Origin of the sequence: Gordonia sp. 135, from assembly GCF_009720185.1 — a bacterium.
GTDB lineage: Bacteria > Actinomycetota > Actinomycetes > Mycobacteriales > Mycobacteriaceae > Gordonia > Gordonia alkanivorans.
In genome coordinates this window covers 3,211,121-3,234,789 of the sequence record NZ_CP046257.1, presented here as the reverse complement: position 1 = coordinate 3,234,789, position 23,669 = coordinate 3,211,121, and the positions used below count along the sequence as shown (strand labels likewise).

22 protein-coding genes are annotated in these 23,669 nt (G+C 69.7%); 15 read left to right on the top strand and 7 right to left on the bottom strand.

Annotation, left to right across the window (positions count from 1 at the left end; genetic code table 11):
- Positions 1–85: 85 nt before the first annotated feature.
- The 3 genes from GKZ92_RS14605 to GKZ92_RS14595 all read left to right on the top strand — a co-directional run bounded on the left by GKZ92_RS14605 (position 86) and on the right by GKZ92_RS14595 (position 2,369).
- Positions 86–520 carry a hypothetical protein gene (locus tag GKZ92_RS14605; protein WP_006356852.1) on the top strand — a complete coding sequence of 145 codons (435 nt, stop codon included), beginning with the start codon at positions 86–88 and terminating at the stop codon, positions 518–520.
- Positions 520–1,524 (top strand): ROK family protein, encoded by a 1,005-nt coding sequence (locus tag GKZ92_RS14600; RefSeq protein ID WP_006356853.1) that lies wholly within the window; start codon positions 520–522, stop codon positions 1,522–1,524. Before GKZ92_RS14605 ends, GKZ92_RS14600 begins: the two co-directional genes overlap by 1 nt.
- A 137-nt stretch (positions 1,525–1,661) precedes the next feature.
- On the top strand, positions 1,662–2,369 hold the full coding sequence (locus GKZ92_RS14595) for a lysophospholipid acyltransferase family protein (RefSeq protein ID WP_006356854.1): 708 nt from the start codon (positions 1,662–1,664) through the stop codon (positions 2,367–2,369).
- Between the two features lie 124 nt (positions 2,370–2,493).
- Here GKZ92_RS14595 and GKZ92_RS14590 read toward each other — a convergent pair whose 3' ends face one another.
- Positions 2,494–4,086 (bottom strand): glycosyltransferase 87 family protein, encoded by a 1,593-nt coding sequence (locus tag GKZ92_RS14590; protein WP_006356855.1) that lies wholly within the window; start codon positions 4,084–4,086, stop codon positions 2,494–2,496.
- A 135-nt stretch (positions 4,087–4,221) separates the two neighbouring features.
- On the opposite strand from GKZ92_RS14590, the gene GKZ92_RS14585 reads away from it, so the two are divergent.
- Together GKZ92_RS14585 and GKZ92_RS14580 are read left to right on the top strand one after the other, a co-directional pair.
- Positions 4,222–4,716, top strand: a complete 495-nt coding sequence (locus GKZ92_RS14585) for a polyadenylate-specific 3'-exoribonuclease AS (RefSeq protein ID WP_006356856.1) — start codon at positions 4,222–4,224, stop codon at positions 4,714–4,716.
- Between the two features lie 41 nt (positions 4,717–4,757).
- Positions 4,758–6,155, top strand: coding sequence for a class II 3-deoxy-7-phosphoheptulonate synthase (locus GKZ92_RS14580; protein ID WP_006356857.1), 1,398 nt, complete (start codon positions 4,758–4,760; stop codon positions 6,153–6,155).
- Between the two features lie 3 nt (positions 6,156–6,158).
- Here the strand turns inward: GKZ92_RS14580 and GKZ92_RS14575 are convergent, their stop codons facing one another.
- On the bottom strand, positions 6,159–7,406 hold the full coding sequence (locus GKZ92_RS14575; protein WP_035752687.1) for a protein kinase domain-containing protein: 1,248 nt from the start codon (positions 7,404–7,406) through the stop codon (positions 6,159–6,161).
- A 137-nt stretch (positions 7,407–7,543) separates the two neighbouring features.
- On the opposite strand from GKZ92_RS14575, the gene GKZ92_RS14570 reads away from it, so the two are divergent.
- The gene (locus GKZ92_RS14570) at positions 7,544–7,909 is read left to right on the top strand and encodes an Rv2175c family DNA-binding protein (protein WP_035752774.1); all 366 of its coding nucleotides are present in this window, start codon (positions 7,544–7,546) and stop codon (positions 7,907–7,909) included.
- Here GKZ92_RS14570 and GKZ92_RS14565 read toward each other — a convergent pair.
- Both GKZ92_RS14565 and GKZ92_RS14560 read right to left on the bottom strand, forming a co-directional pair.
- The gene (locus GKZ92_RS14565) at positions 7,878–9,464 is read right to left on the bottom strand and encodes an alpha-(1->6)-mannopyranosyltransferase A (RefSeq protein WP_439111992.1); all 1,587 of its coding nucleotides are present in this window, start codon (positions 9,462–9,464) and stop codon (positions 7,878–7,880) included. The genes GKZ92_RS14570 and GKZ92_RS14565 overlap by 32 nt on opposite strands.
- Entirely contained in the window at positions 9,461–10,609 is a 1,149-nt protein-coding gene (locus tag GKZ92_RS14560) for a polyprenyl synthetase family protein (RefSeq protein ID WP_035752684.1), read from the bottom strand. The genes GKZ92_RS14565 and GKZ92_RS14560 overlap by 4 nt, the downstream gene beginning before the upstream one ends.
- Before the next feature lie 11 nt (positions 10,610–10,620).
- On the opposite strand from GKZ92_RS14560, the gene metF reads away from it, so the two are divergent.
- Entirely contained in the window at positions 10,621–11,598 is a 978-nt protein-coding gene (gene metF, locus GKZ92_RS14555) for a methylenetetrahydrofolate reductase [NAD(P)H] (protein WP_155225384.1), read from the top strand.
- A gap of 13 nt (positions 11,599–11,611) precedes the next feature.
- On the opposite strand, the gene GKZ92_RS14550 is transcribed toward metF, so the two are convergent.
- The 3 genes from GKZ92_RS14550 to GKZ92_RS14540 are packed head-to-tail and all read right to left on the bottom strand — an operon-like array spanning position 11,612 to position 14,861.
- Positions 11,612–12,508: an LppM family (lipo)protein gene (locus GKZ92_RS14550; protein WP_155225383.1), complete on the bottom strand. Its 897-nt coding sequence runs from the start codon at positions 12,506–12,508 to the stop codon at positions 11,612–11,614.
- Between the two features lie 12 nt (positions 12,509–12,520).
- A complete protein-coding gene (locus GKZ92_RS14545) occupies positions 12,521–14,143 on the bottom strand; it encodes a phytoene desaturase family protein (protein ID WP_155225382.1) in 1,623 nt (540 codons plus the stop codon).
- Between the two features lie 46 nt (positions 14,144–14,189).
- Positions 14,190–14,861 carry a GNAT family N-acetyltransferase gene (locus tag GKZ92_RS14540; protein WP_035752678.1) on the bottom strand — a complete coding sequence of 224 codons (672 nt, stop codon included), beginning with the start codon at positions 14,859–14,861 and terminating at the stop codon, positions 14,190–14,192.
- 320 nt (positions 14,862–15,181) lie between these two features.
- Between GKZ92_RS14540 and GKZ92_RS14535 the strand changes: the two genes are divergently transcribed.
- The 8 genes from GKZ92_RS14535 to GKZ92_RS14500 all read left to right on the top strand — a co-directional run bounded on the left by GKZ92_RS14535 (position 15,182) and on the right by GKZ92_RS14500 (position 23,654).
- Positions 15,182–15,646: an SAV_6107 family HEPN domain-containing protein gene (locus GKZ92_RS14535; protein WP_006356866.1), complete on the top strand. Its 465-nt coding sequence runs from the start codon at positions 15,182–15,184 to the stop codon at positions 15,644–15,646.
- A gap of 177 nt (positions 15,647–15,823) precedes the next feature.
- Complete coding sequence (locus GKZ92_RS14530; protein WP_035752676.1) at positions 15,824–16,225, top strand: DUF3040 domain-containing protein; 402 nt, start codon at positions 15,824–15,826, stop codon at positions 16,223–16,225.
- Between the two features lie 431 nt (positions 16,226–16,656).
- On the top strand, positions 16,657–17,097 hold the full coding sequence (mraZ, locus tag GKZ92_RS14525; RefSeq protein WP_006356868.1) for a division/cell wall cluster transcriptional repressor MraZ: 441 nt from the start codon (positions 16,657–16,659) through the stop codon (positions 17,095–17,097).
- A 244-nt stretch (positions 17,098–17,341) separates the two neighbouring features.
- On the top strand, positions 17,342–18,328 hold the full coding sequence (gene rsmH / locus GKZ92_RS14520; protein ID WP_035752675.1) for a 16S rRNA (cytosine(1402)-N(4))-methyltransferase RsmH: 987 nt from the start codon (positions 17,342–17,344) through the stop codon (positions 18,326–18,328).
- Between the two features lie 2 nt (positions 18,329–18,330).
- On the top strand, positions 18,331–19,239 hold the full coding sequence (locus GKZ92_RS14515; RefSeq protein WP_035752672.1) for a hypothetical protein: 909 nt from the start codon (positions 18,331–18,333) through the stop codon (positions 19,237–19,239).
- A 103-nt stretch (positions 19,240–19,342) separates the two neighbouring features.
- Positions 19,343–21,277 (top strand): peptidoglycan D,D-transpeptidase FtsI family protein, encoded by a 1,935-nt coding sequence (locus GKZ92_RS14510; protein WP_006356871.1) that lies wholly within the window; start codon positions 19,343–19,345, stop codon positions 21,275–21,277.
- Positions 21,278–21,447: 170 nt separating this feature from the next.
- On the top strand, positions 21,448–23,133 hold the full coding sequence (locus GKZ92_RS14505; protein ID WP_035752773.1) for a UDP-N-acetylmuramoyl-L-alanyl-D-glutamate--2,6-diaminopimelate ligase: 1,686 nt from the start codon (positions 21,448–21,450) through the stop codon (positions 23,131–23,133).
- Positions 23,130–23,654, top strand: a complete 525-nt coding sequence (locus tag GKZ92_RS14500; RefSeq protein ID WP_075864063.1) for a UDP-N-acetylmuramoyl-tripeptide--D-alanyl-D-alanine ligase — start codon at positions 23,130–23,132, stop codon at positions 23,652–23,654. Before GKZ92_RS14505 ends, GKZ92_RS14500 begins: the two co-directional genes overlap by 4 nt.
- The last annotated feature ends 15 nt before the right edge of the window (positions 23,655–23,669 follow it).

The window sequence follows — 23,669 nt, the reverse complement described above, 5'->3', positions numbered from 1 at the left end:
GGTGCTGGGACGCCCGTCCACCCAGGGTGGCGGGAGCCAGCGGCATGAGGCCTCCGGGTACCAGCGGCGAGGGGAGAGAACGCGAATGGGCACGGACGAGGGGACGTCACGGGGTGACGGGCCCGGTCGTGACGACCGCGGTGCTGCGCAGGGCGATCCGGTCCGGGACCTCTTACTCGGGTTGGCCGGTCAGATCGACGCGCTGGCAGCTCTCTTCGCAGGTGGTCGGCAGGAAGCGACCGCCGCGGCCTCCGGGTATGCCGCCGCGTTCGGCACCGACGGACCCGTCGGTCATGCGCTGGCCGGTGCGTCGGGGGAGATCAGCACGCTGCTGAGTGAGATCGGTGACCTCGTCGCCCGGCTCCTCGCGGCGGTCATCACCGTCCTCGAGGCCATCGCCGAAGCATTGCGGTCAGCCCCCAGCATGGTCTCCGAACCCCGGCACTACGAGCCGATCGCGGTCCGGATCGGCACCTCCCGACGCTCCGACGCACACAGCGGACCCGACGAGGAGCAGTGATGGGTGAGCTGACGATCGGGATCGACATCGGCGGCACCAGCGTGCGGGCGTCGGTGGTCGACGACCGCGGCACGATGCTCGACACCCTGCGCGCCCAGACCCCGTCGACGGTCGAGGCCCTCGAACACTGTCTGGACCGTCTCGTCGGCGAGCTGACCTCGCGCTGGGACGCGAAGGCCGTCGGGCTCGCGATCGCCGGCTTCCTCACCACCGACCGCAGCATCGTCCGGTTCGCACCCCACCTGCCGTGGCGTGAGGCCCCCGTGGCCGAGGACATGACCCGACGCGTCGGCATCCCGGTGTTCGCCGAACACGACGCCAACGCGGCGGCCGTCGCGGAGGTGCGGTTCGGTGCCGCCGCCCGCGGGCACAACACCGTGGTGCTGGCCATCGGTACCGGTATCGGCGCCGGGTTCGTGATCGACGGCGAGATCTACCGCGGGAGCTACGGCGTCGCACCGGAACTCGGACATCTCACGATCGTCCCCGACGGGCGCGCCTGCGCCTGCGGCAAACGCGGTTGCTGGGAACGGTATTGCAGCGGAACGGCTCTGGTCGACACGGTGGTCGAACTGCTGGCCGACGGTGCGCCCGTGAACGGCGACTGGGGACGCAGCCAACTCGCCGCCGACGTGGCCGCCGACCCCGGTTCACTGACCGGACGCCGGGTCGCGGGTGCGGCCGCCGACGGCGACGCGGTGGCCCTGGCGGCCTTCGCCCGCTTCGCGACCTCCCTGGGGCAGGGGCTGGCGATGATCGCCGACATCTTCGACCCCGACCTGATCGTGCTGGCCGGTGGCGTCGGCGCGGCGTCGGGTCTGTTCCTCGACGAGGCCCGCGAACACTACGCGCGTCAGGTCACCGGTGCCGGCCACCGTCAGCTCGCCCGCATCCGCGGCACCCAGCTCGGCGAGACGGCCGGCGTCGTCGGCGCGGCCGAGGTTGCGCGCCAAGGACTTCGGGCTGCGACGAGTCAGTCTGCGCCGCCGTCGGCCGCCCGCTGACCAAACCGGAGAGGTCGGTACGGTCCGACGCAGGTATGGTCTTGATGTCGGGACCAAGGGGTGAGGGGTTCGGGCAGTGGGGGTCCGATGTCGACAGCGACGTCGGGTCGAGTTCGTGGCGCGGCGAGGAGAGTCTCATGTGGTACTGGGCGTTCAAGTACATCTTCCTGGGACCGATCCTCCGTGTCCTCGGTCGCCCGACCATCGAAGGGCATGAGAACATCCCGACCGACGGGCCCGCGATCCTCGCGAGCAACCACCTGGCGGTGATGGACAGCTTCTTCCTGCCGCTGATGGTCGACCGCCGCATCTACTTCCTCGCCAAGAGCGAATACTTCACCGGCACCGGACTCAAGGGTGCATTCCAGCGGTGGTTCTTCACCGCGGTCGGACAGATCCCCATCGACCGGTCGGGCGCTGCCGCCGCCGAGGGCGCCCTCACCGCAGCCCGCCGCCAGCTCGACAGCGGCAAGCTGATGGGCATGTACCCGGAGGGCACCCGCTCACCCGACGGCCGCCTGTACAAGGGCAAGACCGGGCTCGCACGTCTGGCCATGGACACCGGCGTGCCGGTCATCCCGGTCGCCATGATCGACACCCACAAGTTCAACCCGCCCGGGTCCGTCCTCCCGCGCCCCACCAAGGTGACCGTGCGCATCGGCAAGCCCCTCGACTTCTCCCGCTTCGAGGGCATGGAGGGCAACCGCTACATCGAGCGCGCCGTCACCGACGAGATCATGTACGAGCTCATGCAGCTCTCCGGCCAGCAGTACGTCGACGTCTACGCCGCGAGCCTCAAGAACAAGGCGCCGGCGGTCGAGTCGCCGGCCGCCGACGCTGCCTGAGCAGGGATACGGTTCGGCCCTGCGAGGCTCGCTGCGCTCGCACCTCAGGGAGCGAGGGGGGCGCTGCGCTCGCACCTCAGGGAGCGAGGGGCGCTCGCGCTGAGGGAACAACAGAGCGAGCCGGCTATCCCGCTTCGCCCACGCGCGCCTCGTCGAGGACGACGCACAGCTCGGGAATCCAGTCGCGATCGGCGGGGACGACGTCGTCGAGGTCGAGCCGGCGCAGTTCGTCGGCCGTGAACCACTGCATGTCAAGGTGTTCCAGCGCGACCGGGGTGCCGCCGCGGAGGTGTGCCCGGTAGGCGTGCAGGACGAGGCCGTTGGGCAGGGTCACCGGCTTCCCGACACCGTCGCCCGCCTCGACCTCGGCGCCGAGCTCTTCACGAATCTCCCGGGCGAGGGCGGCCGCGTGGGTCTCGCCCGATTCGACTCGGCCGCCGGGCAGTTCCCACTTGCCGGCGAGGTCGGCCGGATGGGCGCGCTGGGCGAGCAGCACCCGACCGCCGTCGACGATGGCCGCGGCCACCACGTCCTTCGGACGGTCGTCGGTCTCCGCGGCGCCGCGCGCGGAACGGGTCGCGATCAACCAACCCATCGTGACGAACGTGGCGATCGTCCAGGCCGCGCCGAACACGGCCTCGACGGCGGCAGGCGGCACGGGGCCGTATTCGATGAGGACGCGCAGGATCCACGGGATGCCGAGGCCGGCGACCACGAGCCACAGACCGAGGATCGCGCGGGCACCGGGGCGTCGGGCGCCTGCACCGTGCACCAGCCAGATGCCCAGCGGAACGACCCAGACCCAGTGGTGGACCCAGGAGATGGGCGAGATCAGCAGTCCGAAGAACTGCACGACGAGCAGGACGCCGAGCGCGTCGGACACCGCGCGCCAGGTGAACACGACCACCACGGTGGCGACCAGGACACCGAGGAACCAGATCCAGCCGGTACCGACGTCGAAGCCGACGAACCGCGACAGCGTCCCGCGCAGACTCTGGTTGATGACCGCCTCGACGGGGCCGATCCGTTCGGCGTCCCCGAAGAGGGTGCCGTAGTAGGTCCGGGTGACCTCCGGGAAGAGCAGCAGACAGCCGAGGACGGTGAAGACGAAGGCGAACGCCGCCGACAGCGCGCCCCACGGCTTGCGGACGACGAGGTACCAGAGGCCGCTGATCGCCGGGGTGAGCTTGATGCCGGCCATCAGACCGATCAGCGCTCCACCCGCGAGCACACCGCGTTCGCTCGGGGTCCCGTCGGCGCGGCGTGCCCAGGAGATCGCCAGCAGGGTGCCGAGCATGAGGAAGACGTTGATCTGGCCGTAGTCCAGGGTCACCCGGACCGGTTCGCACCAGATGGCCGGTGCGGTCCACAGCGCGGCGAGCGCGTGGACGTCGGTGGTGCGGCCGCAGAGTCGGAGCGAGAGGACCACGCACGCGTAGAGGGCCGCGAAGGTCGCGAGCTGCCAGCCGATCGCCACGACGTCCCACGGGATCAGCGACAGGGGATAGAGGACCACCGCGGCGAACGGCGGATAGGTGAAGGGGAGCGCGAAGTCCGTCTCACCGGAATAGGTGAACAAATAGAGCGACCCGTCGGCGAGACCCGCCGAACCGTCGCGGTAAACGTGCAGGTCCACGAAGTTCCTGCCGTTCACGGTCAGCGTGTCCCAGACGAGCCGCGCGATGATCGACGCCGCCAGGAGAGCGGTCGCCAGCACAGACCTGGAGCGCACGAATTACCAGGGTAGCCAGCAAAGGACGGCAATGGCGAAACGTGACTCGTCCGGGCGCGTATCCGCGCCCCATCTCGCCGCGCGTCGAGGCCGTCCGGGGCGGGTGTGAATACTGTCCCCATGCGGTTCTTCTACGACTCGGAGTTCATCGAAGACGGAAACACCATCGAGCTGGTCTCGATCGGGGTCGTCGGCGAGGACGGCCGTGAGTTCTACGCGGTGTCCACCGAGTTCGACCCCGGCCGCGCGGGCGACTGGGTGCGCGCCAACGTGCTGCCCAAGCTGCCGTCCCCGTCGTCGCCGGTCTGGAAGGGCCGTCGACGCATCCGCGAGGACCTCCTCGAGTTCCTCACCGCGGACGGGACCGACATCGAACTGTGGGCGTGGATCGGTGCCTACGACCACGTCGTCATGTGCCAGATGTGGGGTCCGATGACCGCGCTGCCCCGTCCCATCCCGCGTTTCACCCGCGAACTCCGCCAGCACTGGGAGGCCGCCGGACGTCCCGCACTCCCGCCGGCGCCGTCCGACGCCCACGACGCACTGAGCGACGCGCGACACAACCTGCGGCGCTGGGAGGCGATCGAGAAGGCCCGTCTCGACCCGCGTGGCTGACCCCGCGTAAATCGCCGGGGAGCCTGCTTTACGCTGGAACAGTGGTGAACTGGACCGTAGACGTTCCTATCGACGAACTCCCCGAACTGCCGCCGCTGCCCGGTGGCCTCCAGGAGCGTTTCGACGACGCGATGAGCCGCCCCGCGCTGCAACAGCCGAGCTGGCCCGCCGAGGAAGCACGCAAGATCCGCACCGTCCTGGAGTCGGTGCCGCCGATCTGCATGCCCGCCGAGGTCCAGTCGCTGTCGTCGCAGCTGGCCGACGTGGCCGAGGGACGCGCCTTCCTGCTGCAGGGCGGTGACTGTGCGGAGACCTTCGCCGACAACACCGAACCCCACATCAAGGCCAACATCCGGACGCTGCTGCAGATGGCCGTCGTCCTCACCTACGGCGCGAGCATGCCGGTGGTCAAGGTCGCGCGTATCGCCGGTCAGTACGCCAAGCCGCGGTCGTCGAACGTCGACGCCCTGGGCCTGCCGTCCTACCGCGGCGACATGGTCAACGGGTTCCCGGCCGACGAGGCCGTGCGCCAGCACGATCCGTCGCGTCTGGTGCGCGCCTATGCGAATGCGGCCGCGGCCATGAACCTGGTCCGGGCACTCACCCAGGCCGAGGCCGACCTGCACCGCGTCCACGACTGGAACCGCGAGTTCGTACGGACCTCGCCCGCCGGCGCCCGCTACGAGGCACTGGCCTCGGAGATCGACCGCGGCCTGCGGTTCATGGACGCCTGTGGCGTCACCGACTCGAGCCTCCACTCCGCGTCGATCTTCGCCTCGCACGAGGCGCTCGTCCTCGACTACGAGCGCGCCATGCTGCGCCTCGCCGACGCCCCGGACAAGGACGCGCAGGAAAAGGTCCTCTACGACCTGTCCGCACACTTCCTGTGGATCGGTGAGCGCACCCGCCAGCTCGACGGCGCGCACATCGCCTTCGCCGAACTGATCAACAACCCGATCGGTGTGAAGATCGGTCCGACGACGACGCCCGAGCAGGCCGTCGAATACGTCGAGCGTCTCGATCCGCACAACGTCCCCGGCCGCCTGACCCTCGTGGCCCGCATGGGCAACGGCAAGGTGCGCGAGGTGCTCCCGGCGATCGTCGCCGCCGTCGAGGCGACCGGACACAAGGTCATCTGGCAGTGCGACCCCATGCACGGAAACACCCACGAAGCGTCGACCGGCTTCAAGACGCGTCACTTCGACCGCATCGTCGACGAGGTGCAGGGCTTCTTCGAGGTCCACCGCGCGCTCGGCAGCCACCCCGGTGGCGTGCACGTCGAGCTGACCGGTGAGGACGTCACCGAATGTCTCGGTGGCGCACAGGAGATCTCGGATCTCGACCTCGCCGGCCGCTACGAGACCGCCTGCGACCCGCGCCTCAACACCCAGCAGTCGCTGGAGCTGGCATTCCTCGTCGCGGAGATGCTGCGCGGCTGAGGTTCAGCCGATCGTGAGATAGGTGCTGCCGACCCAGAACCCGGCAGCACCGAGGCCCACGGCGAGCAACAGCACCAGGAGAATCCACAGGAACGCGCCCAGTCGCCCGCCTCCGCTCAGGTCGGGTTCGAGCGGGTCCTGGTCGCGCGCGGCGACGACGCCTCGGCCCCGTGAATCCGCCCGGTTCTCGCGCCCACGCGCGGGCGCGGGCCGATCATCCGCGTCGCCGACCCCGGCGACCGGGCGGACCGGTGCCGCGGGGGAATCCGGCGACGACGATCCGGGCTCGTAGGGCCCCGGAGCCGACTGGACCCGGGTGTCGTGGCCGACCGCACCGGCTGCGTGGTAGCGCGACTTCATCTCTCGCTCACGGGACCGCTTCGGTGCGGGCACCGTGAAGGGCGGCAGGTCGAGGTCGTCGGCGACCGCGAGCAGCGCATGCTGCATCTCGAAACCGTCGGCGAAGCGGTCGGCCGGATTGCGTTCCGTCGCGCGCAGCACGATCTCGTCGAACTCCGCGGGGACGCCGGCGATCACGTCACCCGGGGCGGGGACGTCGTAGGTGAGTCGCTGGTAGGCCAGTGACAGCGGCGAGTCCCCGTGGAAAGGGGTTCGGCCGGTGAGCAATTCGAACATCATCACGCCCATGGAGTAGACGTCGCTACGGGCGTCGGCGTGGGTGGACTCGACCTGTTCGGGGGACAGGTAGGCGGCGGTGCCGAGGATGACGCTGGCCGAGGTGACCCCTGCCTCGGCGACGGCGCGTACGAGACCGAAGTCGGCGACCTTGACCTCGCCGGCGTCGGAGATCAGCACGTTCTCCGGCTTGACGTCGCGGTGAACGAGGCCCGCGGCATGCGCCGTCCCGAGGCCGCCGAGCACGGGTTCGGCGACGGCGACCACCGCATGCGGCGGCATCGGACCTCGTTCGCGGAGGAGCTCACGAAGGCTGCCGCCGTCGACGAGTTCCATGACCAGGAAGGCGATGCCGTTGTCGATGCCCTGGTCGTAGACCGCGACGAGACCCGGGTGTTTGAGGCCGGCGACCGCACGCGCCTCGAACTCGAAGCGGCGCAGGAACTGCGGGTCGCCCGAGTACCGGGAGTCCATCACCTTGACCGCGACCTCGCGTCCGAGCCGGAGGTCGACACCGAGGTAGACCGCCGACATTCCGCCCCGCGCGATGGGGGCGTCGATGCGATACCGGTCCTCGAGGACGGTCCCGAGCATCGGGTCGACGGGGGAGTTCACCCCGCTGAATCTACCTGCAGGACCAGACCGTCGGCGTCATCACCGCGTGTGACCCACCCCGGGTGTCGGCGGTCGCGACACCGCGCGCGGAGATCGACGGTTTCATCGTGCCCGGATGTACGGCTACGCTTCTCCCCGTGGGTTCCATTCCGTTGTCGCCTGACACCCTGTCCGCTGATGTCGAGATGCTGTCGGTCGACGAGGTCGCCGACCGGCTCGCGGTGTCAACCAACCGGGTGCGCACACTCATCCGCGACCACAACCTGCTCGCCGTCTCCCGCGGTGGGCATCCGGTCATTCCGGCGGTGTTCTTCGACGACGAGGGCGTCGTCAAACACTTCTACGGTCTCGTCGGGGTCCTGCTCGACGGCGGTTTCACCCGCGACGAGGCGATGAACTGGTTGTTCACCGTGCACGAAGACCTCGACCTGTATCCGGCCGCGGCGCTGCACACCGACTCCGCCCGCGAGGTCATCCGCCGGGCGCAGGCTCAGGCTTTCTGACCTCGCCGGCCGCTGGTTCCTCCGGTGCGCCGGTCCGGTCCGCGCCCCACGCCCATCGGCCGAACCGGCCGAGCCGCAAGGGGTCCGGACGCAGCAGCGACCAGGCGGCGAGTCCCGCGAGCAGGAACGCCAGCGTGAGTTCGAAGGGCTTGTAGAAGACGATCGCGTCGTCCGGCTGGAACACGATGAGCATGAACGTCGACGCCCCGACCACGGTCGCGCGCGCCCACGGCGGGAGGGTGAACGCCACCGCGATCGCCAGCGCCCACGTGTAATACCAGGGGAGCGTGGACGGCTCGAGCAGGAGCACGGCCAGCATCGCCCACGCCATCCCGGCGACCGCATCCCTCTCGTTGCGCCGGTGACGCCACCACAGGGCGACGAGGGTGACCGCGAGGACCACGGACCCGATCGCGCGCGTGATCTCCAGCACCGGTTGCAGATTGAGTGCGACGAACGGTGCGGCGACCAGCGTGACGAGATGCGCGACGAAGGTCGGGATGGTGAACCAGTTGATGATCACGTCGGCCCAGCCCAGTCCCGTCAGCCAGCCCAATCCCAGGCCCACCAGCAGGGTCCAGAGTCCGAACACCGCAACCGAGATGCCGACGATCGCGGCGAAGACGCCGACGACGTCGCGGGCGGTCACCTGCCGGCGGGAGCGTATGTGGGACAGCCAGATCCAGAGCACGAACGGCACCGCGATCCCGGCGGTGATCTTGATCGACACGGCGAGCGCGAGGACCGCGGTGCCGGCGACGTGCCGTCCACTGACGACCAGGACGACACCGGTGGTCAGCACGCCGGCCATCAGGAGTTCGACGTGGGGTCCCGCGACGAGATGGATGAGGACCATCGGATTGAACAGCGCCAGCCACAGTCCCGCCTGCGGCGAGGCGCCGAAATGGCGTGCGAGTCGCGGGATCGCCCACAGCGACAAGAACAGTCCGGGTAGGAGGACGAGTCGCACCGCGAGGATGCCCGCGACGACGTGGTCGCCGGTCACCTCGGTGACGACGCGCAGCAGACCCATGGTGAACGGCCCGTACGGCGCCGTGGTGGTGGCCCAGACCGTGGCCATGCTGTCGACGAGCGGACCCGGATGGTGGGCCGGACCGTCGGCGTAGGGGTTGAACCCGGCACCGAACACCGCCCCCTGCGCGAGGTAGGCGTAGACGTCGCGGCTGTAGACCGGCACGGCCACGAGCAGCGGCGCCGCCCAGACGAGCAGCCATCGCTGCAGGGTCCGGACGGACGGGGAGTCCGCGGCCCCCCGGGCGATCCGACGGCCGAGCCGGACCCAGGCGAACACCATGAGGAAGACGCCGAGCCAGAAGAAGGTACCGAAGAGGTTCTTGCCGTGACCGTAGGTGATCCAGCTGAGTCCCAGGTCGGCGAGTGTCGTCGTGTTGCGGGGCGGGTCGCCGACGCCGAAACTGCCCACGCACACCAGAATCGCGCCGATTGCGCCGGTGATCAGATCGCCGCGTGCGGTCCGGTCAGCGACGTCCGGGCGAGTGGGCGTCGGAGTCGATGCCTTCACGCGGGAGTTCACGCCTCGCGATGCGCGGTCCGGTGGGCGACCGCGGTGAGTTCGCTGCGGATGTCGTCGCCGATGTCGGCGGTGTCCAGTGCGCCGAGGGCGGCGCCGAGGAGGTCGTCGATCTGGCCCTCCATCTCGGCGACCGCGCCGACGTCGACGAGAAGCGCTCGCGCGGAGCCGAGTTCGTCCTCGTCGAGCGGGCGACCGATGAAGTCCCGCAAGCGGTTCCCGAGGGCGGGGTCGGAGTCGTCGGCGCGTCGTAGGGCGGTGGCCAGGAGAGCCGTGCGCTTGCCCGAGACCAGGTCGTCACCCGACGGCTTGCCGGTCCGCTCGGGGTCGCCGAAAACGCCGAGCTGATCGTCGCGCAACTGGAAGGCGATACCCAGGTCGTGCCCGATCTTCCGCAGCGTCGCGACCAGAATCTCCGACGCCCCGGCGAGACGTGCCCCGAGCTCGAGCGGGCGGGCCACCGTATAGGCGGCGGTCTTGAACTCCATCACGCGATACGCCGCGGCTGCCGAGTCGTCGCCGCTGGCCTCGTTCACGATGTCGAGGAACTGGCCGCCGAGCACCTCGGTGCGCATCGCCGCCCAGGTGGCGCCGACGGCCGGCGGGAGAGCGCGGTACCGGGAGGTGTCCGAAACCCCCGGCCGATGATCGTGCACGAGGTCGTCGGCCCACGCGAGCGCGAGGTCTCCGGCCAGGATTGCCGCGGCCACCCCGTGGCCGGCGGCGTCGCCGGCCCAGGAGGCGGCGGCATGCCGCGACTGGAAGACACGGTGCAGCGTCGGGTGCCCGCGCCGGGTGTCGGACTGATCGATGATGTCGTCGTGGATCAGGGCGCACGCCTGCACGAGTTCGAGGGCCGCACCCACCCGCAGGGCGTCGCGAGCCTCACGGCCGACGCTCGACGCCGCGTCGGAGTCGGCGCGACCCGATTCGGTCATACCGCACCGCCATCCGGCGAAGGCGAAGACCGGCCGGATGCGCTTGCCGCCCTGCAGGACGAAGTCGCGGACCAGTTCGGCCGCGGTGCCGACCACCGGGGCGATCTCGGCCGCGGCGGGGACCGCGACGTCGAAGAAACTGCGCAATTCGGTCTCGACGGCCGCCGGGACCGCATCGAGCGAGGTCGGCGTGGGGGAGGCGGAGGTCACCCTGCCAGGCTATGCGAATCGCTATCTACACTGTTCGGGTGACCCCAACCGCTCCGGCACCCTCGATCGTCGAACGCCTGTCCGCCCCGCACCGTGGACCGGTGCCGTTCTCCGTCGAGTTCATGCCCCCGCGCGACGCCGAAGGCGAAGCCCGGCTGTGGCGCGCGGTGCGGATCTTCGAGCGGTTGTCCCCGGCCTTCGTGTCGATGACCTACGGTGCCGGCGGTTCAACGCGCGACCGCACGGTCCGCATCACCGGCGAACTCGCCGCCCAGACCACCCTGCTGCCGGTGGCGCACCTGACCGCCGTCAACCACAGCATCGCCGAACTGCGCGCACTCGTCGGCGCGTACGCCGATCAGGGCATCGCGAACATCCTCGCGTTGCGCGGCGACCCGCCGGGCGATCCGCTCGGCGAGTGGATCGCCCATCCCGAGGGCGTCGAATACGCCGAGGAGCTGGTCCATCTCATCGACACCCTCGGCGACTTCCACGTCGGGGTGGCGTCGTTCCCGGAGGGCCACCACCGTGCCCCCGACCTCGAGCACGACACCCGCAACCTGGTGAACAAGCTCCGCGCGGGTGCCGAGTACTCGATCACCCAGATGTTCTTCGACGTCGAGGACTACCTGCGTCTGCGCGACCGGGTGCAGGCCGCCGACCCCGAGCAGGGTGCCAAGCCGATCATCCCGGGCATCATGCCGGTGACGTCGCTGGCCAGCATCAAGCGCATGGCCGAGCTGTCCGGTTCGGTGATCCCGCCGAAGGTGGTGGAGCGATTCACCAAGGCCGCGGGCGATGGTCCCGAGGAGGATCGTGCCTCGGTTCGCGCCGTCGGTATCGACTTCGCCACCGAGACCGCCGAACGGCTCATCGCCGAGGGCGCACCGTGCCTGCATTTCTGCAGCCTCAACTTCGCCAAGGCGACCTCAGAGGTGCTCGGCCGCCTCGGTGTGGACGTCGACGCCGCGCTGCACGTCCCCGCCTGACGCCGACCGGGTCCTAGCTGTCCTTGGGTGCGGCCGAGGCCTTCGGGTCGGCGGCCGCCGAAAGGCCCTCGCCCGACAGGGTCGACGGCGCGGTGTTGGTGGCGACCGGTCGTCCCGGGCGCGGGCCGCGGTACCGCTTCGCATAGGCGAGCCGCGCGATGACAAGCACCGCGATCAGACAAACGATCGCGACGAACCAGGACCAGCTGCTGACCGCTGCGGTCGCGGGATCCGGGTAGGTGGCGTCCGCGGTGAAGTCCGACGGTTCGCCCGGAGCCGGGGTCCAGGTGACCGTCGACTCGCCGACCTGGTCACCGTTGGTCGCCGTCACCGGCCCGCCGAAGGTGACCGTCAGCTGGACGAAGTCGCGACCCGGGATGAGCTCGGACAGGTCGGTGTCACCGCGGAATCGGACCACCTCGCCGCTGCGCTTGGCGGTGAGATCCATCGTCAGCGAGGTCTCACCGTAGGCGTCGGCGATGATGTCACCGAGCTGGCCGAACTGGCCGGCGGTGAGATCGGAGAAACTCGCGCGGCTGCCCACGCGGGTGACCGCCTCCTCGCCGTTCCCGGCGTCCCCGCTGCGGTCATCGCGGTCGGCGGACCCCGATGGGGCAGCCGACTCCTCGGGTGTCTCCTTGTACTCGGTCACCGAGACCTGCCCCATCATCGACTCGGGGAGATCCAGCTGCGGAGCGCCACGGGGATTGTCCGGTGACGTCGCGACGATGACACTGCCCGAATACCGATCGCCCACCGTCGTCGAACGCTCCAGGCAGCCGGCCATCAGCGGCGACAGAAGGAGAGTCACGACCGCCACCGCCAGCGGCATCAGCCGGCGGGGTCGGGACTGACCGCGGGAGGACTTCGGTGCACCCTGCTCGGGAATCGACAATCGCACGCTGCTCATCGTGCCAGACACTCAGCTGAACAAACGTCTCCTACGCAGTGCGGCGTGCCCGGCGATGTAACCGCTCGCGCCCGTCACCCCGCCGCCCGGGTGGGTCGACGCCCCGGCCAGGAACAGTCCGTCGGCGCCGGGGACGCGATGGCCCGCCAGGTCGGGGGTCGGTCGCCACATGAACATCTGGTCGATCGACATCTCGACATGCATGATGTTGCCGCCGATCAGGCCCAGCTCGGACTCGAGATCCTCGGGGGTCTGGATGTACCGGTGTGCGATGGACTCCGCGAAACCCGGTGCATGACGGTCGACTTCGTCGCAGACCGCGGCCGCCGCCCGTGCCCCCAGCGTCGACCAGCCGCCCCCGGCGTCGCTGGCGAGCCGGTAGGGGTGCCACTGCGCCCACAGGTTGATCGCGTGCCTGCCCTCCGGGGCGAGGGTGGGGTCGATCGCCGAGAAGCTCATCGCCACCACCGCGGGCCGCGGCGGTAGTGCACCGACCGCCGCAGCGGCGTGCGCGCGGATCAGGTGCGCACGGTCGGTGACCAGCAGGCCGAGTGCCGAGTGGACGCCGTGGACGGGCAGGTCGTCGGGGAGGTCGCGGTAGACGGGCAGCGCGGTCGTGCCGAGACGCACCGCCATCCCGATCCCGCTGCCGACGACGACGTCGCGTCGCCAGCGGTCGATGGTCCCGGCGTCGAAACCGCCCGCCGCCAGCAGGTCCAGGGTCGCCAGCACGTGGCAGGCGTTGATCACGGTCGGTGTGCACCGACGCTCGCCGGATTCGGTCTGCACCCGCCAGTGGTCACCGCACCGGGTGATCGAGACGGCCGGGTCCCCGCACACGATCCGGCCGCCGTCGGCGCCGATGCGGTGGACGAGCGCATCGGTCAGCGCACCGCTGCCGCCGATCGCGCGGCCGGGCGGGATGAGATGCATCAGGGCGGCGAACCCGACCATCGGCGCGGTGCCGGGTGCGTTCATCGGCGGTCCCGATTGCGCACCGAACCAGGCGAGCCCGGCCTTGAGCTGTTCGGAGTCGAAGTATCGGTCGAGGAGCGAGTCGCCGGACGCCATGAGTTCGGCGGTGAGATTCAGCATCGCGCCGCTGCGGCGTCCGATCAGGCCGGTGCGTTCGGTGGTGGCCGTCGAACCGAGACCGGCGAACGCCCGCCCGAACTGTCCCATCGACGCGGGTCGGTAGAAGGCGTCCATGACGGCCCGCGCGCGCGGCGTCCAGGTCTCGACGAACTGCCGGTATGCCGCGGCATCCTTTGCGCCGCAAGATCGTTCGATGGAGACGCACGTGGCGTCGAGATCGGTGCGGAAAACGATCGCCGGGGCCGTGTCGGTCGCCGGCACGAAGGCCCAGGGGTCGCAGTCGACGTACCGGAGTCCGTGCGAGGCGAGGTCGAGGTCGTCCAGAACGGGGGAGTGCCGGATCATCAGGTGCGCCGAGGAACCGCGATCGATGCGGTGCCCCGGGAAACGTTCGACGGTCGACACCGCCCCGCCGGGGATGTCGTCGCGTTCGAAGACCTCGACGTCGCGACCGGCCTTCGCGAGGTAGGCCGCGGCGATCAGGCCGTTGTGGCCGCCGCCGACGACCACCGCGTCGCGCCGCTCCCCGTGCCCGCTCATGCGTGTTCCGTGCCGTGCGCTGTCGTCTTTGTCTGTGCCATGCCCTCTATCTTCCGGATGGTGGGGGACCGGGGGGCGGCGGTTGCAGATTCAGCGGCAACGGACGGCCGAGGAACGCGAACGGACGGGGGTCGCCGGTGAAGGTGAAATGCCGGAGCACGTCCGTGAAGCCCATCCGCCGGTACAGCGACCACGCCCGGTTCTGTTCGGCGGGGATCTCCGGCGTAGACAGGAGGACATGACGTTCGGGCCGCTCGGCGAGGAGCCGTGCCAGCAGCAACTGTCCGATGCCGCGTCCCTGTGCGGTGGGATGAACGTGGAGCTCGGTTAGCTCGAAGTAGTCCCGGGCGATCATCTCGATGTCCGCGGGCGAGCGTCCGGTCTGCCGCAGCCCGAGCCGGAGCTGCTGATTCCACCACTGTCCGGTCGCGCCGGTGTAGCCGTACGCGATGCCGACCAGGACGTCGTCGGGACCCGTACCCACCGGCGGTCCGACCCGGCGACGGGACGTCGGCATCGACTGCGCCTCGTGCGGGGGCAGGGTGGCGACCGCGCCGATCGCGCGCCAGCCCGGCCGGGCGATGTGCTCGCGCCACAGAGACGCTCGATGCATCTCGGTCCCGCGGGGATATCCCATCGCGGTCACGTAGACGTCGAGAGCGGGCTCCAGCCACACGCGGGAGTCCTGACCACTGAGGTTCACCAGCCGGAGCGTCAACGTCGGGTCGCTTCCGGGTTCACCGAGCGGGCCCGCACCGCCCCGGCCATGCGTTCTCCGACCATCTGGCGTGACTGTCCTCTCGGTACGGCGGACTCCGCGGAATCGGGTCGCGGGACCCGGTGTTGAAGAAGGATGCGGGCGCGGACCCACGCCTTGAAGAGACGCGCGCCGCTAGCTATATTGAACGTGTCGAACGGGTGTTCGATGAATGTGCCTCCGCAAGCTGTTCGCGTTCATCCCGACGACATGACGGTCCGGTGGCGGACGAGGGAAGCGTCTGCCACCGGACACCGTCGCCAGCGAGTGAGGAGGATGCCATGCCCGGACGGCCCACATCCCGCCGGTCCGCCCCCGTCGACCCGGTGATGGTCGGACGTGCGCGCGACCTCCTCCAGCGCGCCCATCTCCTCCTCGACAACGCCGACGGCGTCTCCGACGACGCCGAGCGATTTCGGCAGTTCTATCTCGTCGCCCTCCGTGCGGCAGGCGCCGCGCTCGCGATCGGCGAGCCGGCCGGCCCCGCCCGTCGCAAGACGTCGAACGCCTGGACCCGCATCGGAGTTGTCGCTCCCGACCTCGCCCCGCTGGCCGCGCGCTTCGCCACGCTGTCGCCCGTCCGGATGAAGATCGAGTCGGGGATCATCCGAACACTCGACCCCGACAGTGTCGCCGGCATGCGACTCCTCGTCCTTGATTTCCTCCGCCGGGTCGAGACCTTGGTCATTGCTTACGAGCAAGGCAAATTCGGGACAGAGGAGCCCCAAATCGGGCGAACTGCGTGAGGCCGGACACACATTCGGCGTTCCGTTGTCGTTCCGGTATGTGCATCCGGACCAACAACAGCGAGTAATGGTGGTCGCGGCTGATTTCACCTCGTATCATGGGAGAATAAGGCGCAGACGCCTCACCGGTCGCGGTTGACCGTCGTCGGCGTCGCGGATCAGGGAGAAGGAGGGTCGGTGCCACTTTCGGAGCACGAGCAACGCATGCTCGAACAGATCGAGAGCGCTCTGTACGCGGAAGACCCCAAGTTTGCGTCCAGTGTCAAGCGTCGTCGGCTGGGTAAGTCGAGTGGCCGTCGTCGCCTACAGGCGGTGGCCATCTTCGTCGTCGGCCTCGTGATGCTCGTCGGCGGTCTCATCGTCAAGATCGACATCGGGGGATTCCCGATCGTCAGCCTCCTCGGCTTCCTGGTGATGTTCGGCGCCGGTCTCTTCGCCCTCTGGGGTGACGACCTCGCCGACTCCGCGACGTCCGCGCCGCGTGCCGGAGGCAAGAAGCAGTCCGGGTCGTCCGGCTCCAAGCGCAAGCTGTCGGAGCGGATGGAAGAACGATTCAACCGTCGGTTCGAGCAGGAGTAGATCCCCGGCCGGCCTGAATGCCACGACTCATCCGGAGCCGCGCACCCCAGTGGGTGCGCGGCTCTTTCGTATGTGCGATCCAGCGCGCTCCCGGCCGTGCGCCCCAGGCGCCCCACCGTCACCCACTCCCGGGCCCCACCTTCCCCCACCGGGGGTCCCCACTTTGCCCCACTTATGACGGAACTGCTGGTCGCACGGGTATCTGGCACCTCAGGAAACACGTCTGCCACACGGCTCCGGGAGGTGTAGACGCGCGTTTGCGCACGGGACACGCACGAAGTTCCACACATTTTGCCCGCTTGAACTGGGGATTTGCTGAACGTGGGAGATCGTGTGGGCCTCTGGGGTGGAAAGTGGAGGAAAGTGGGGTACTGTGGCAGCACTGGGTGAGGCGATCCGGAGCGCGGAACCCAGGGGCAGGAGGTGTCGACATGTCTGTGCGATTCGTCGGCACCTACACGCCCAAATTGGACGACAAAGGGCGACTCACGTTGCCCGCGAAGTTCCGCGATGCACTGGCAGGAGGGGTAGTGGTCACCAAAGGCCAAGACCACAGCTTGTCGGTGTATCGGACCGAAGAGTTCGATGCGATCGCGGCGAGGATCGTCGAGGCGTCACGCAACGACCCTGACCTGCGTGCGTTTCAGAGGACCTTCTTCGCCGGTTCGGAAGAACAGCGACCGGACGGCCAGGGCAGGATCAGCCTGTCCTCCGACCATCGCATCTATGCGGGACTGTCCAAGGAGTGCGTGGTGTTCGGCAGCTTCGATCACCTCGAGATCTGGGATTCGGCCGCATGGGACGAGTACCAGACGCAGCACGAGGAGAACTTCTCGGCAGCCAACTCGGCCGCGTTGAACGCGGTCTTGTAGCCGAGAGGGGACGGGGCTGAGCGGTACTCGGGCTTCGGGTGGCACGAGGCCCCGATCCGGTCCGACCCTGGCGTACTTCCCCAACGCCAGGTACGGAATCGGATCGGGACCTCGCTCCATCCGGGGCGCGGCCCGACGGTGATCCGCCGTCCCGCCCGCGACATGACACTCCTCCGACAAGTCCTTCGCACCGAAACGCCGACTCTGCCGACCGACATGGCCGACACGCCGATGGGGGCCCTCCGTGGATGACACTGGTGACGACACTCGCCGCTCGGGCGAGTTCGGCCACATCCCGGTCATGGGCCGGCGGATCGTCGAATTGCTCACCCCGGCACTGGAATCAGAAGACCGGCGGGTGTTCCTGGATGCGACGCTCGGCGCCGGTGGGCACAGCGAACTCATCCTGAACACATTCCCCAACGTGCACCTCGTCGGCATCGACCGCGACGCCTCCGCCCTGGACATCGCGCGACGCAGGCTCGCGCCGCACGCGGACCGGATATCCCTGCACCAGGCCACCTTCCACGAGATCGCCGACGTCCTCGACGACGCCGGTGAGGAATCCATCGACGCCGCGCTGTTCGACCTCGGCGTCTCGTCGATGCAGCTCGACCAGGCCGGCCGGGGATTCGCCTACTCGGTCGACGCGCCCCTGGACATGCGGATGAACTCCGACGACCCCCTCACCGCGGCGGACGTCCTCAACACCTACGGTCACGGCGAGTTGGCCCGTGTGCTCTCCGAGTACGGGGAGGAGCGCTTCGCCGGCAAGATCGCCTCGGCGGTCCTGCGTGAGCGCGAGAAAGAACCCTTCACAACGAGTGCGCGCCTCGTCGAACTGCTCTACGCCACCATCCCGGCGGCGACACGGCGTACCGGCGGCCACCCGGCCAAGCGAACATTTCAGGCCCTGCGTATCGAGGTCAACCACGAACTCGACGTCCTCCGTGAGGCGTTGCCGACCGCGCTGTCGGTGCTCACGGTCGGCGGTCGTGTCGCGGTGATGAGCTACCAGTCGCTCGAGGACCGGATCGTCAAGCGGGAGTTCGCAGCTCGTACGACCTCGACCTCCCCGCCCGGCCTGCCCGTCGAGTTGCCGGGCACCGCCGCGGAGTTCCGCCTCGTGACCCGTGGCGCCGAGCGTCCCGACGACGAGGAACTGTCCATCAATCCGCGATCGGCACCGGTGCGAGTCCGGGCGGTCGAACGAGTCGAGAAGAAGGGCTGATCATGACGATCCTGCACGACGCCCCTCGTCGTCCCGGCTCCGGCCGTTCCGACGACAAGCGTTCCGGCACAGCCCGTTCCGGAGCAACCCGCTCCGACGCCGGGCGGTCGGATGCCGAGCGTGACAGTCGGCGGTCGCGGCGTGCACGCATCGAATCCGAACGCGCGACCCGTTCGCGGGCTGCCCAACGCGCGCTGGACCGGCGCCACAAGCGCATGGCCACCGGTGCGAGCGCACCGCGCGCGGCCCGCGGCGGGTTGTCGATGTCCGGTGTCTCGCTCCGGGAACGGTTGCAGCACACACCTTTCGTGGTCCCGGTCATCGCGCTGCTGGTCCTGGGCCTCGGTCTGAGCCTGTGGCTGTCGACCAAGTCGGCCCAGGACTCCTACAAGCTCGGCATCGAGCGGACGGAGAACCAGTCGCTCATCGACCAGCGCGACGCGCTCAAGCGGACCTACGAATCCGGCAACTCGGCGCCGGAACTGTCCCGTGAGGCAACCCGTCTGGGCATGATCCCGTCGGACAATCCGGCACGGATGATCGTCGACGACCCGCGCCGGCCCCGAATCGTCGGGAAACCCGCACCGGCATCGGGGAAGCCGATGGCCGACCTCAACCCCGAACTGAAGCCCGACCCCACCGAGACCATCGACCCGCGCAAGGTGGACGATTCGATCGGCCTGGGCGGTGGCGCCGTCGGCGCCCCCAACCCGCCGGCCGAGCAGACCCCGGGCCAACAGGCCCCGGCCCCCTCAACCCCGGGACAGTCCGCGCCGTCTCCGCAACCCGTTCCGGCTCAACCCGATCCGGCCCCCGGGCAGGGGGAGGGTTCGTCGGCGCCGACCGAGTCGGGGTCCACACCCCAGCCCTCGACCCCGGTCCCGGCGCCGAATGTCGTGCCCCGGACGTGAGGTGCCCGCGGGTCGTGGGGACTGTCACAGTGCGCCCACCGATCTGCAACCCGCCGACGCCAAATCCCTGTCACGACCTTGAAGCGGTGAACAATTGACGACCATGACACGTGCGACCTTCGAGCGACTCGGCCACGCGCCGTCTCGCCCGGGACGTCGCCCGGGCCAGGGATCCCGCGCGACCGCAGGCGGCCCGGGTGGCCGCGGACCGGGTAAGGGCGGCCCGCGGAACAGCGGGGGACTGCACAGCTTCGGTTTCCGGACCAAGGTGTTCGGTGTCGTCGTGCTGCTCGTGGTCCTCGCGGTCGCGGGGAGGATGATCGTCGTCCACACCATCCAGGCCGGGTCCATCTCGGCCGAGGCCGCCCAGCAGCGCGAGTACACCCAGGTCCTGACGGCCAAGCGTGGTTCCATCCTCGACCGCAACGGTCGCCCGCTGGCCTACACCGACGAAGCCCGGTCACTGACGTTCCTGCCCAAGGCGGTTCGCAAGTCGATCGACGAGGAGCACCGCAAGAACGACGAACTGCCCGGCGTCGACGAGCGGCTCAAGGAGATCGCCAAGGGTGTGTCGGTCGCACTCGGCGGCTCGATCAGCGAAGAAGACCTCCTCGAGAAGATCACCGGTGACGAACCCTTCGTGTACCTCGCCCGGGCGGTCAGCCCCGACGTCGCCAAACGCATCACCGAGGAGTTCCCCGAGGTCGGCGCCGACCCGGAGAGCATCCGGCTCTATCCCGGTGGTTCGCTGGCGGCCAACGTCATCGGCGACGTCAACTACGACGGCAACGGTCTCATCGGTCTGGAGGCCTCGCTCGACGCGATCCTGTCCGGCACCGACGGTTCCCGTACCTACGACCGCGGATCGGACGGCGCGATCATCCCGGGCAGCACCCGCAACGTGCACCCGGCGATCAACGGTTCCACCGTCCGCCTGACCCTCGACTCCGACACCCAGTGGTTCGTCCAGAGCCAGGTCATGAAGGCCAAACAGGCATCCGGCGCGCGGGGCGCCTCGGCAGTGGTACTCGACGCCAGGACCGGCGAGGTACTGGCGATGGCGAACGACGGCACCTTCAACGCCTCGCTCCCACTGTCGGATCAGCCGAAGGCCGAGCTCGGCAATCCGTCGGTCACCTCACCGTTCGAGCCCGGCTCGGTCAACAAGCTCGTCGCGGCGTCCGCCGCCATCGAATACGGCCTCACCCGGCCGGACACGGTCCACCGGGTGCCCGGCAGCATCCAGATGTCCGGCGTCACCGTCCGCGACGCCTGGGAGCACGGCGTCGAGCCGTACACGACCACCGGCATCTTCGGTAAGTCGTCGAACGTGGGCACGCTGATGCTCGCCAAGCGCATCGGCGAGGAACGCTTCGCCGACATGCTCAAGCGTTTCGGGCTCGGCCAGCGCACCGGCGTCGGACTCCCGGCCGAGAGTGCCGGCGAGGTGCCGGCACTGAGCCAGTGGTCGGGCGGTTCATTCGCCAACCTGCCCATCGGACAGGGTCTTTCGATGACGCTGCTGCAGATGACCGCGATGTACCAGGCGATCGCCAATGACGGTCTGCGCATCCCGCCGCGCATCCTCGCCGGCGAGGAGCGCGACGGCAGCACCCCGGAGGGACGCGCTCGTCCCGAACCGGTCCGCGTCGTCAGCGAGGAGACCGCCCGGACGGTCCGCGACATGTTCCGGTCGGTGGTGCAGGACGATCCGATGGGCGTGCAGATGGGTACCGGCACCAAGGCCGCCGTCAGCGGCTACCAGGTCTCCGGAAAGACGGGTACCGCCCAGCAGGTCGACCCGTCGTGTGGCTGCTACTCGAACTCGCGCTACAACATCACCTTCGCCGGGATCGCCCCGGCCGACGCGCCGCGCTACGTCATCGGGATCATGCTCGACAACCCGCGTCGCAGCTCCGACGGCACCGGAGGCCAGTCCGCCGGACCGCTCTTCTCGACCATCGCGTCGTGGATGCTGCAGCGCGCCCAGGTCCCGCTGTCCCCGCCGACGCCGAGGTTGACCCTCACCGCGAACTGATCACGACCGGAGGGGTCGGCGCACCGCATCCCGGACGCCGATCCCGGGGTCGGTATCGTGAGTGCAATTCTGCGCCGAACACGAACCCAGGCCCCGGTAACCAGACCGCAGGTATCCAGACCACCAGCACCACCAGCACACCGACCGAGAACACCCGAGGAGGCGAACACATGACGTCTCGTGGTTCCTCGCACAAGGGATCGGCCGGCAGGCGCAAGGGCAGGAAGGTCGCCGGTCGTCCGCGCGAGATCGCGCCGACGTCCGTGACGGTCCTGTCGACGGCCACCGGCGCCCGGCTCGACCTCGTCGGCGGCGCCGATCGCGACACCAGCGTCCAGGGCGTGACCCTGCGTGCCCAGGACGTACAGCCCGGCGATCTGTTCGCGGCCCTGCCCGGTGCGGCCACCCACGGTGCGCGGTTCGCCGACCAGGCGGTCGCCGCCGGGGCGACCGCGATCCTGACCGATCCGGCCGGCCGCGCCGAACTCAGCCGCGTCCTGCCGCCCGAGACCGCCGTCGCGGTCCTCATCCACCCCGCCCCGCGGACCGTGCTGGGCAGCGTCAGTGCCCGTGTCTACGGCAACCCTTCGCAGCGGCTGAAGCTGATCGGGATCACCGGCACGTCGGGCAAGACCACCACGTCGTATCTCGTCGAGGCCGCCCTGCTCGCCGCCGGGCACTCGGTGGGGCTCATCGGAACCGTCGAGACCCGCGTCAACGGCGTCGCGCAGCCGAGCTCGCTGACGACACCGGAGGCCCCGACCCTGCAGGCGCTGCTGGCGTCGATGCTCGAGGACGGCGTCGACGTCGTCGTCATGGAGGTGTCCAGCCACGCGCTGTCGCTGGGGCGCGTCGACGGCGCGCACTTCGCTATCGGTGCCTTCACGAACCTCTCGCAGGACCATCTGGACTTCCACCAGACGATGCGCGCCTACTTCAACGCCAAAGCGCAGCTGTTCGTGCCGTCGTCGCCGAACCACGCGGTACGCGCCGTGGTGTGCGTCGACGACGAGTGGGGGCAGCGGATGGCCGATCTCGCCCGCCGGCCCGGCGAGGCGGCGCACCTGCAGCCGGTGACGGTGTCGACCGGTCCGACGCCCGCACACTGGCACGCGGGACCGTCGGATCTCACCGGCGAAGGCACCTCCCACACGCCGATCACCGAACCCGACGGCGACCACGTCCTCGTCATGCCTCTCCCGGGCCGCTACAACGTGGCCAACGGCCTGCTGGCGGTCGCCGTGGCCCATGCCGCGGGTGTGCCGATCTCCACCGCACTCGACGCGGTCGCGTCGGTGAGCGTGCCGGGACGTCTGCAGCGGGTCGATCGCGGACAGCCGTTCCTCGCGCTGGTCGACTACGCCCACAAACCCGGTGCCGTCGAGGCCGTGCTCGCGACCCTGCGCGGGCAGCTCGGCGAGGGACCCGGCCGCGTGGCCATCGTGGTCGGTGCCGGCGGCGACCGTGATGCCGGCAAGCGTCCGCTGATGGGGGAGGCCGCCGCACGCGGTGCCGAACTCGTCATCGTCACCGACGACAACCCGAGGTCGGAGGAACCGGCCGCCATCCGGTCCGAGGTTCTCGCCGGCGCCCGCGGCGTCGACGCCGCCGAACGCCCGGCAGGTGCCGAGCCGGTGCGCGAGGTCGGGGACCGCGCGGCCGCGATCGCCGAGGCCGTCGCGTGGGCGCGGCCCGGCGACATCGTGCTGGTCGCGGGCAAGGGACATGAGGCCGGGCAGGAGATCAACGGCGTGAAGCATCCGTTCGACGACCGTGACGTCGTCGCACAAGCGCTGGAGTCGTCGACCCCACAGAGCGCATCCACCGATTCGGTGGCCGCGGAGGGTGATCGATGACCGGACCGTTCGTCACGGTGATCCGCGGGGATGCGCCGGTGACGGTCGACGACGCACGTCTGCTCATCCGCCGACTCGCCGAGCACGCCGGAGCGATGCATGGCAGCGCCGCGGTGGATCGGCCGCGGACCTGGGCCATCATCGCCGAGGTCGCCACCCCCGAGGGGACGCCGGAGAACCAGCGTGTCGTCGAACACGATCTCCTCGGACGTCTGGCCGTCCGGTTGGCCGTCGACAAGACTCTCTGCGTGGGCGACTCCAGATCTGTCCACGCCCTGCACCAGGGCGCCGTCATGGAGGGGTCGTGGGGCGACGAGGCGCGCATCGTCGACTCGGTCGAAGCCGCCGCGGCACTCGTCGACACCGACCCGGACTGGCGGCCCGCCGCCGGCGATGTCATCCTCCTCGCGGCCGCGAGCGCCGACCTCGACTCGGTGGTCACGGCGTGGGGTGCGGGCTGCGGCTGGCAGATCCGCGAGGAGACGGACGCCGGTCCCGGCGACGAGGGGACCGCATCATGAGGGCGCGCGGCGAGG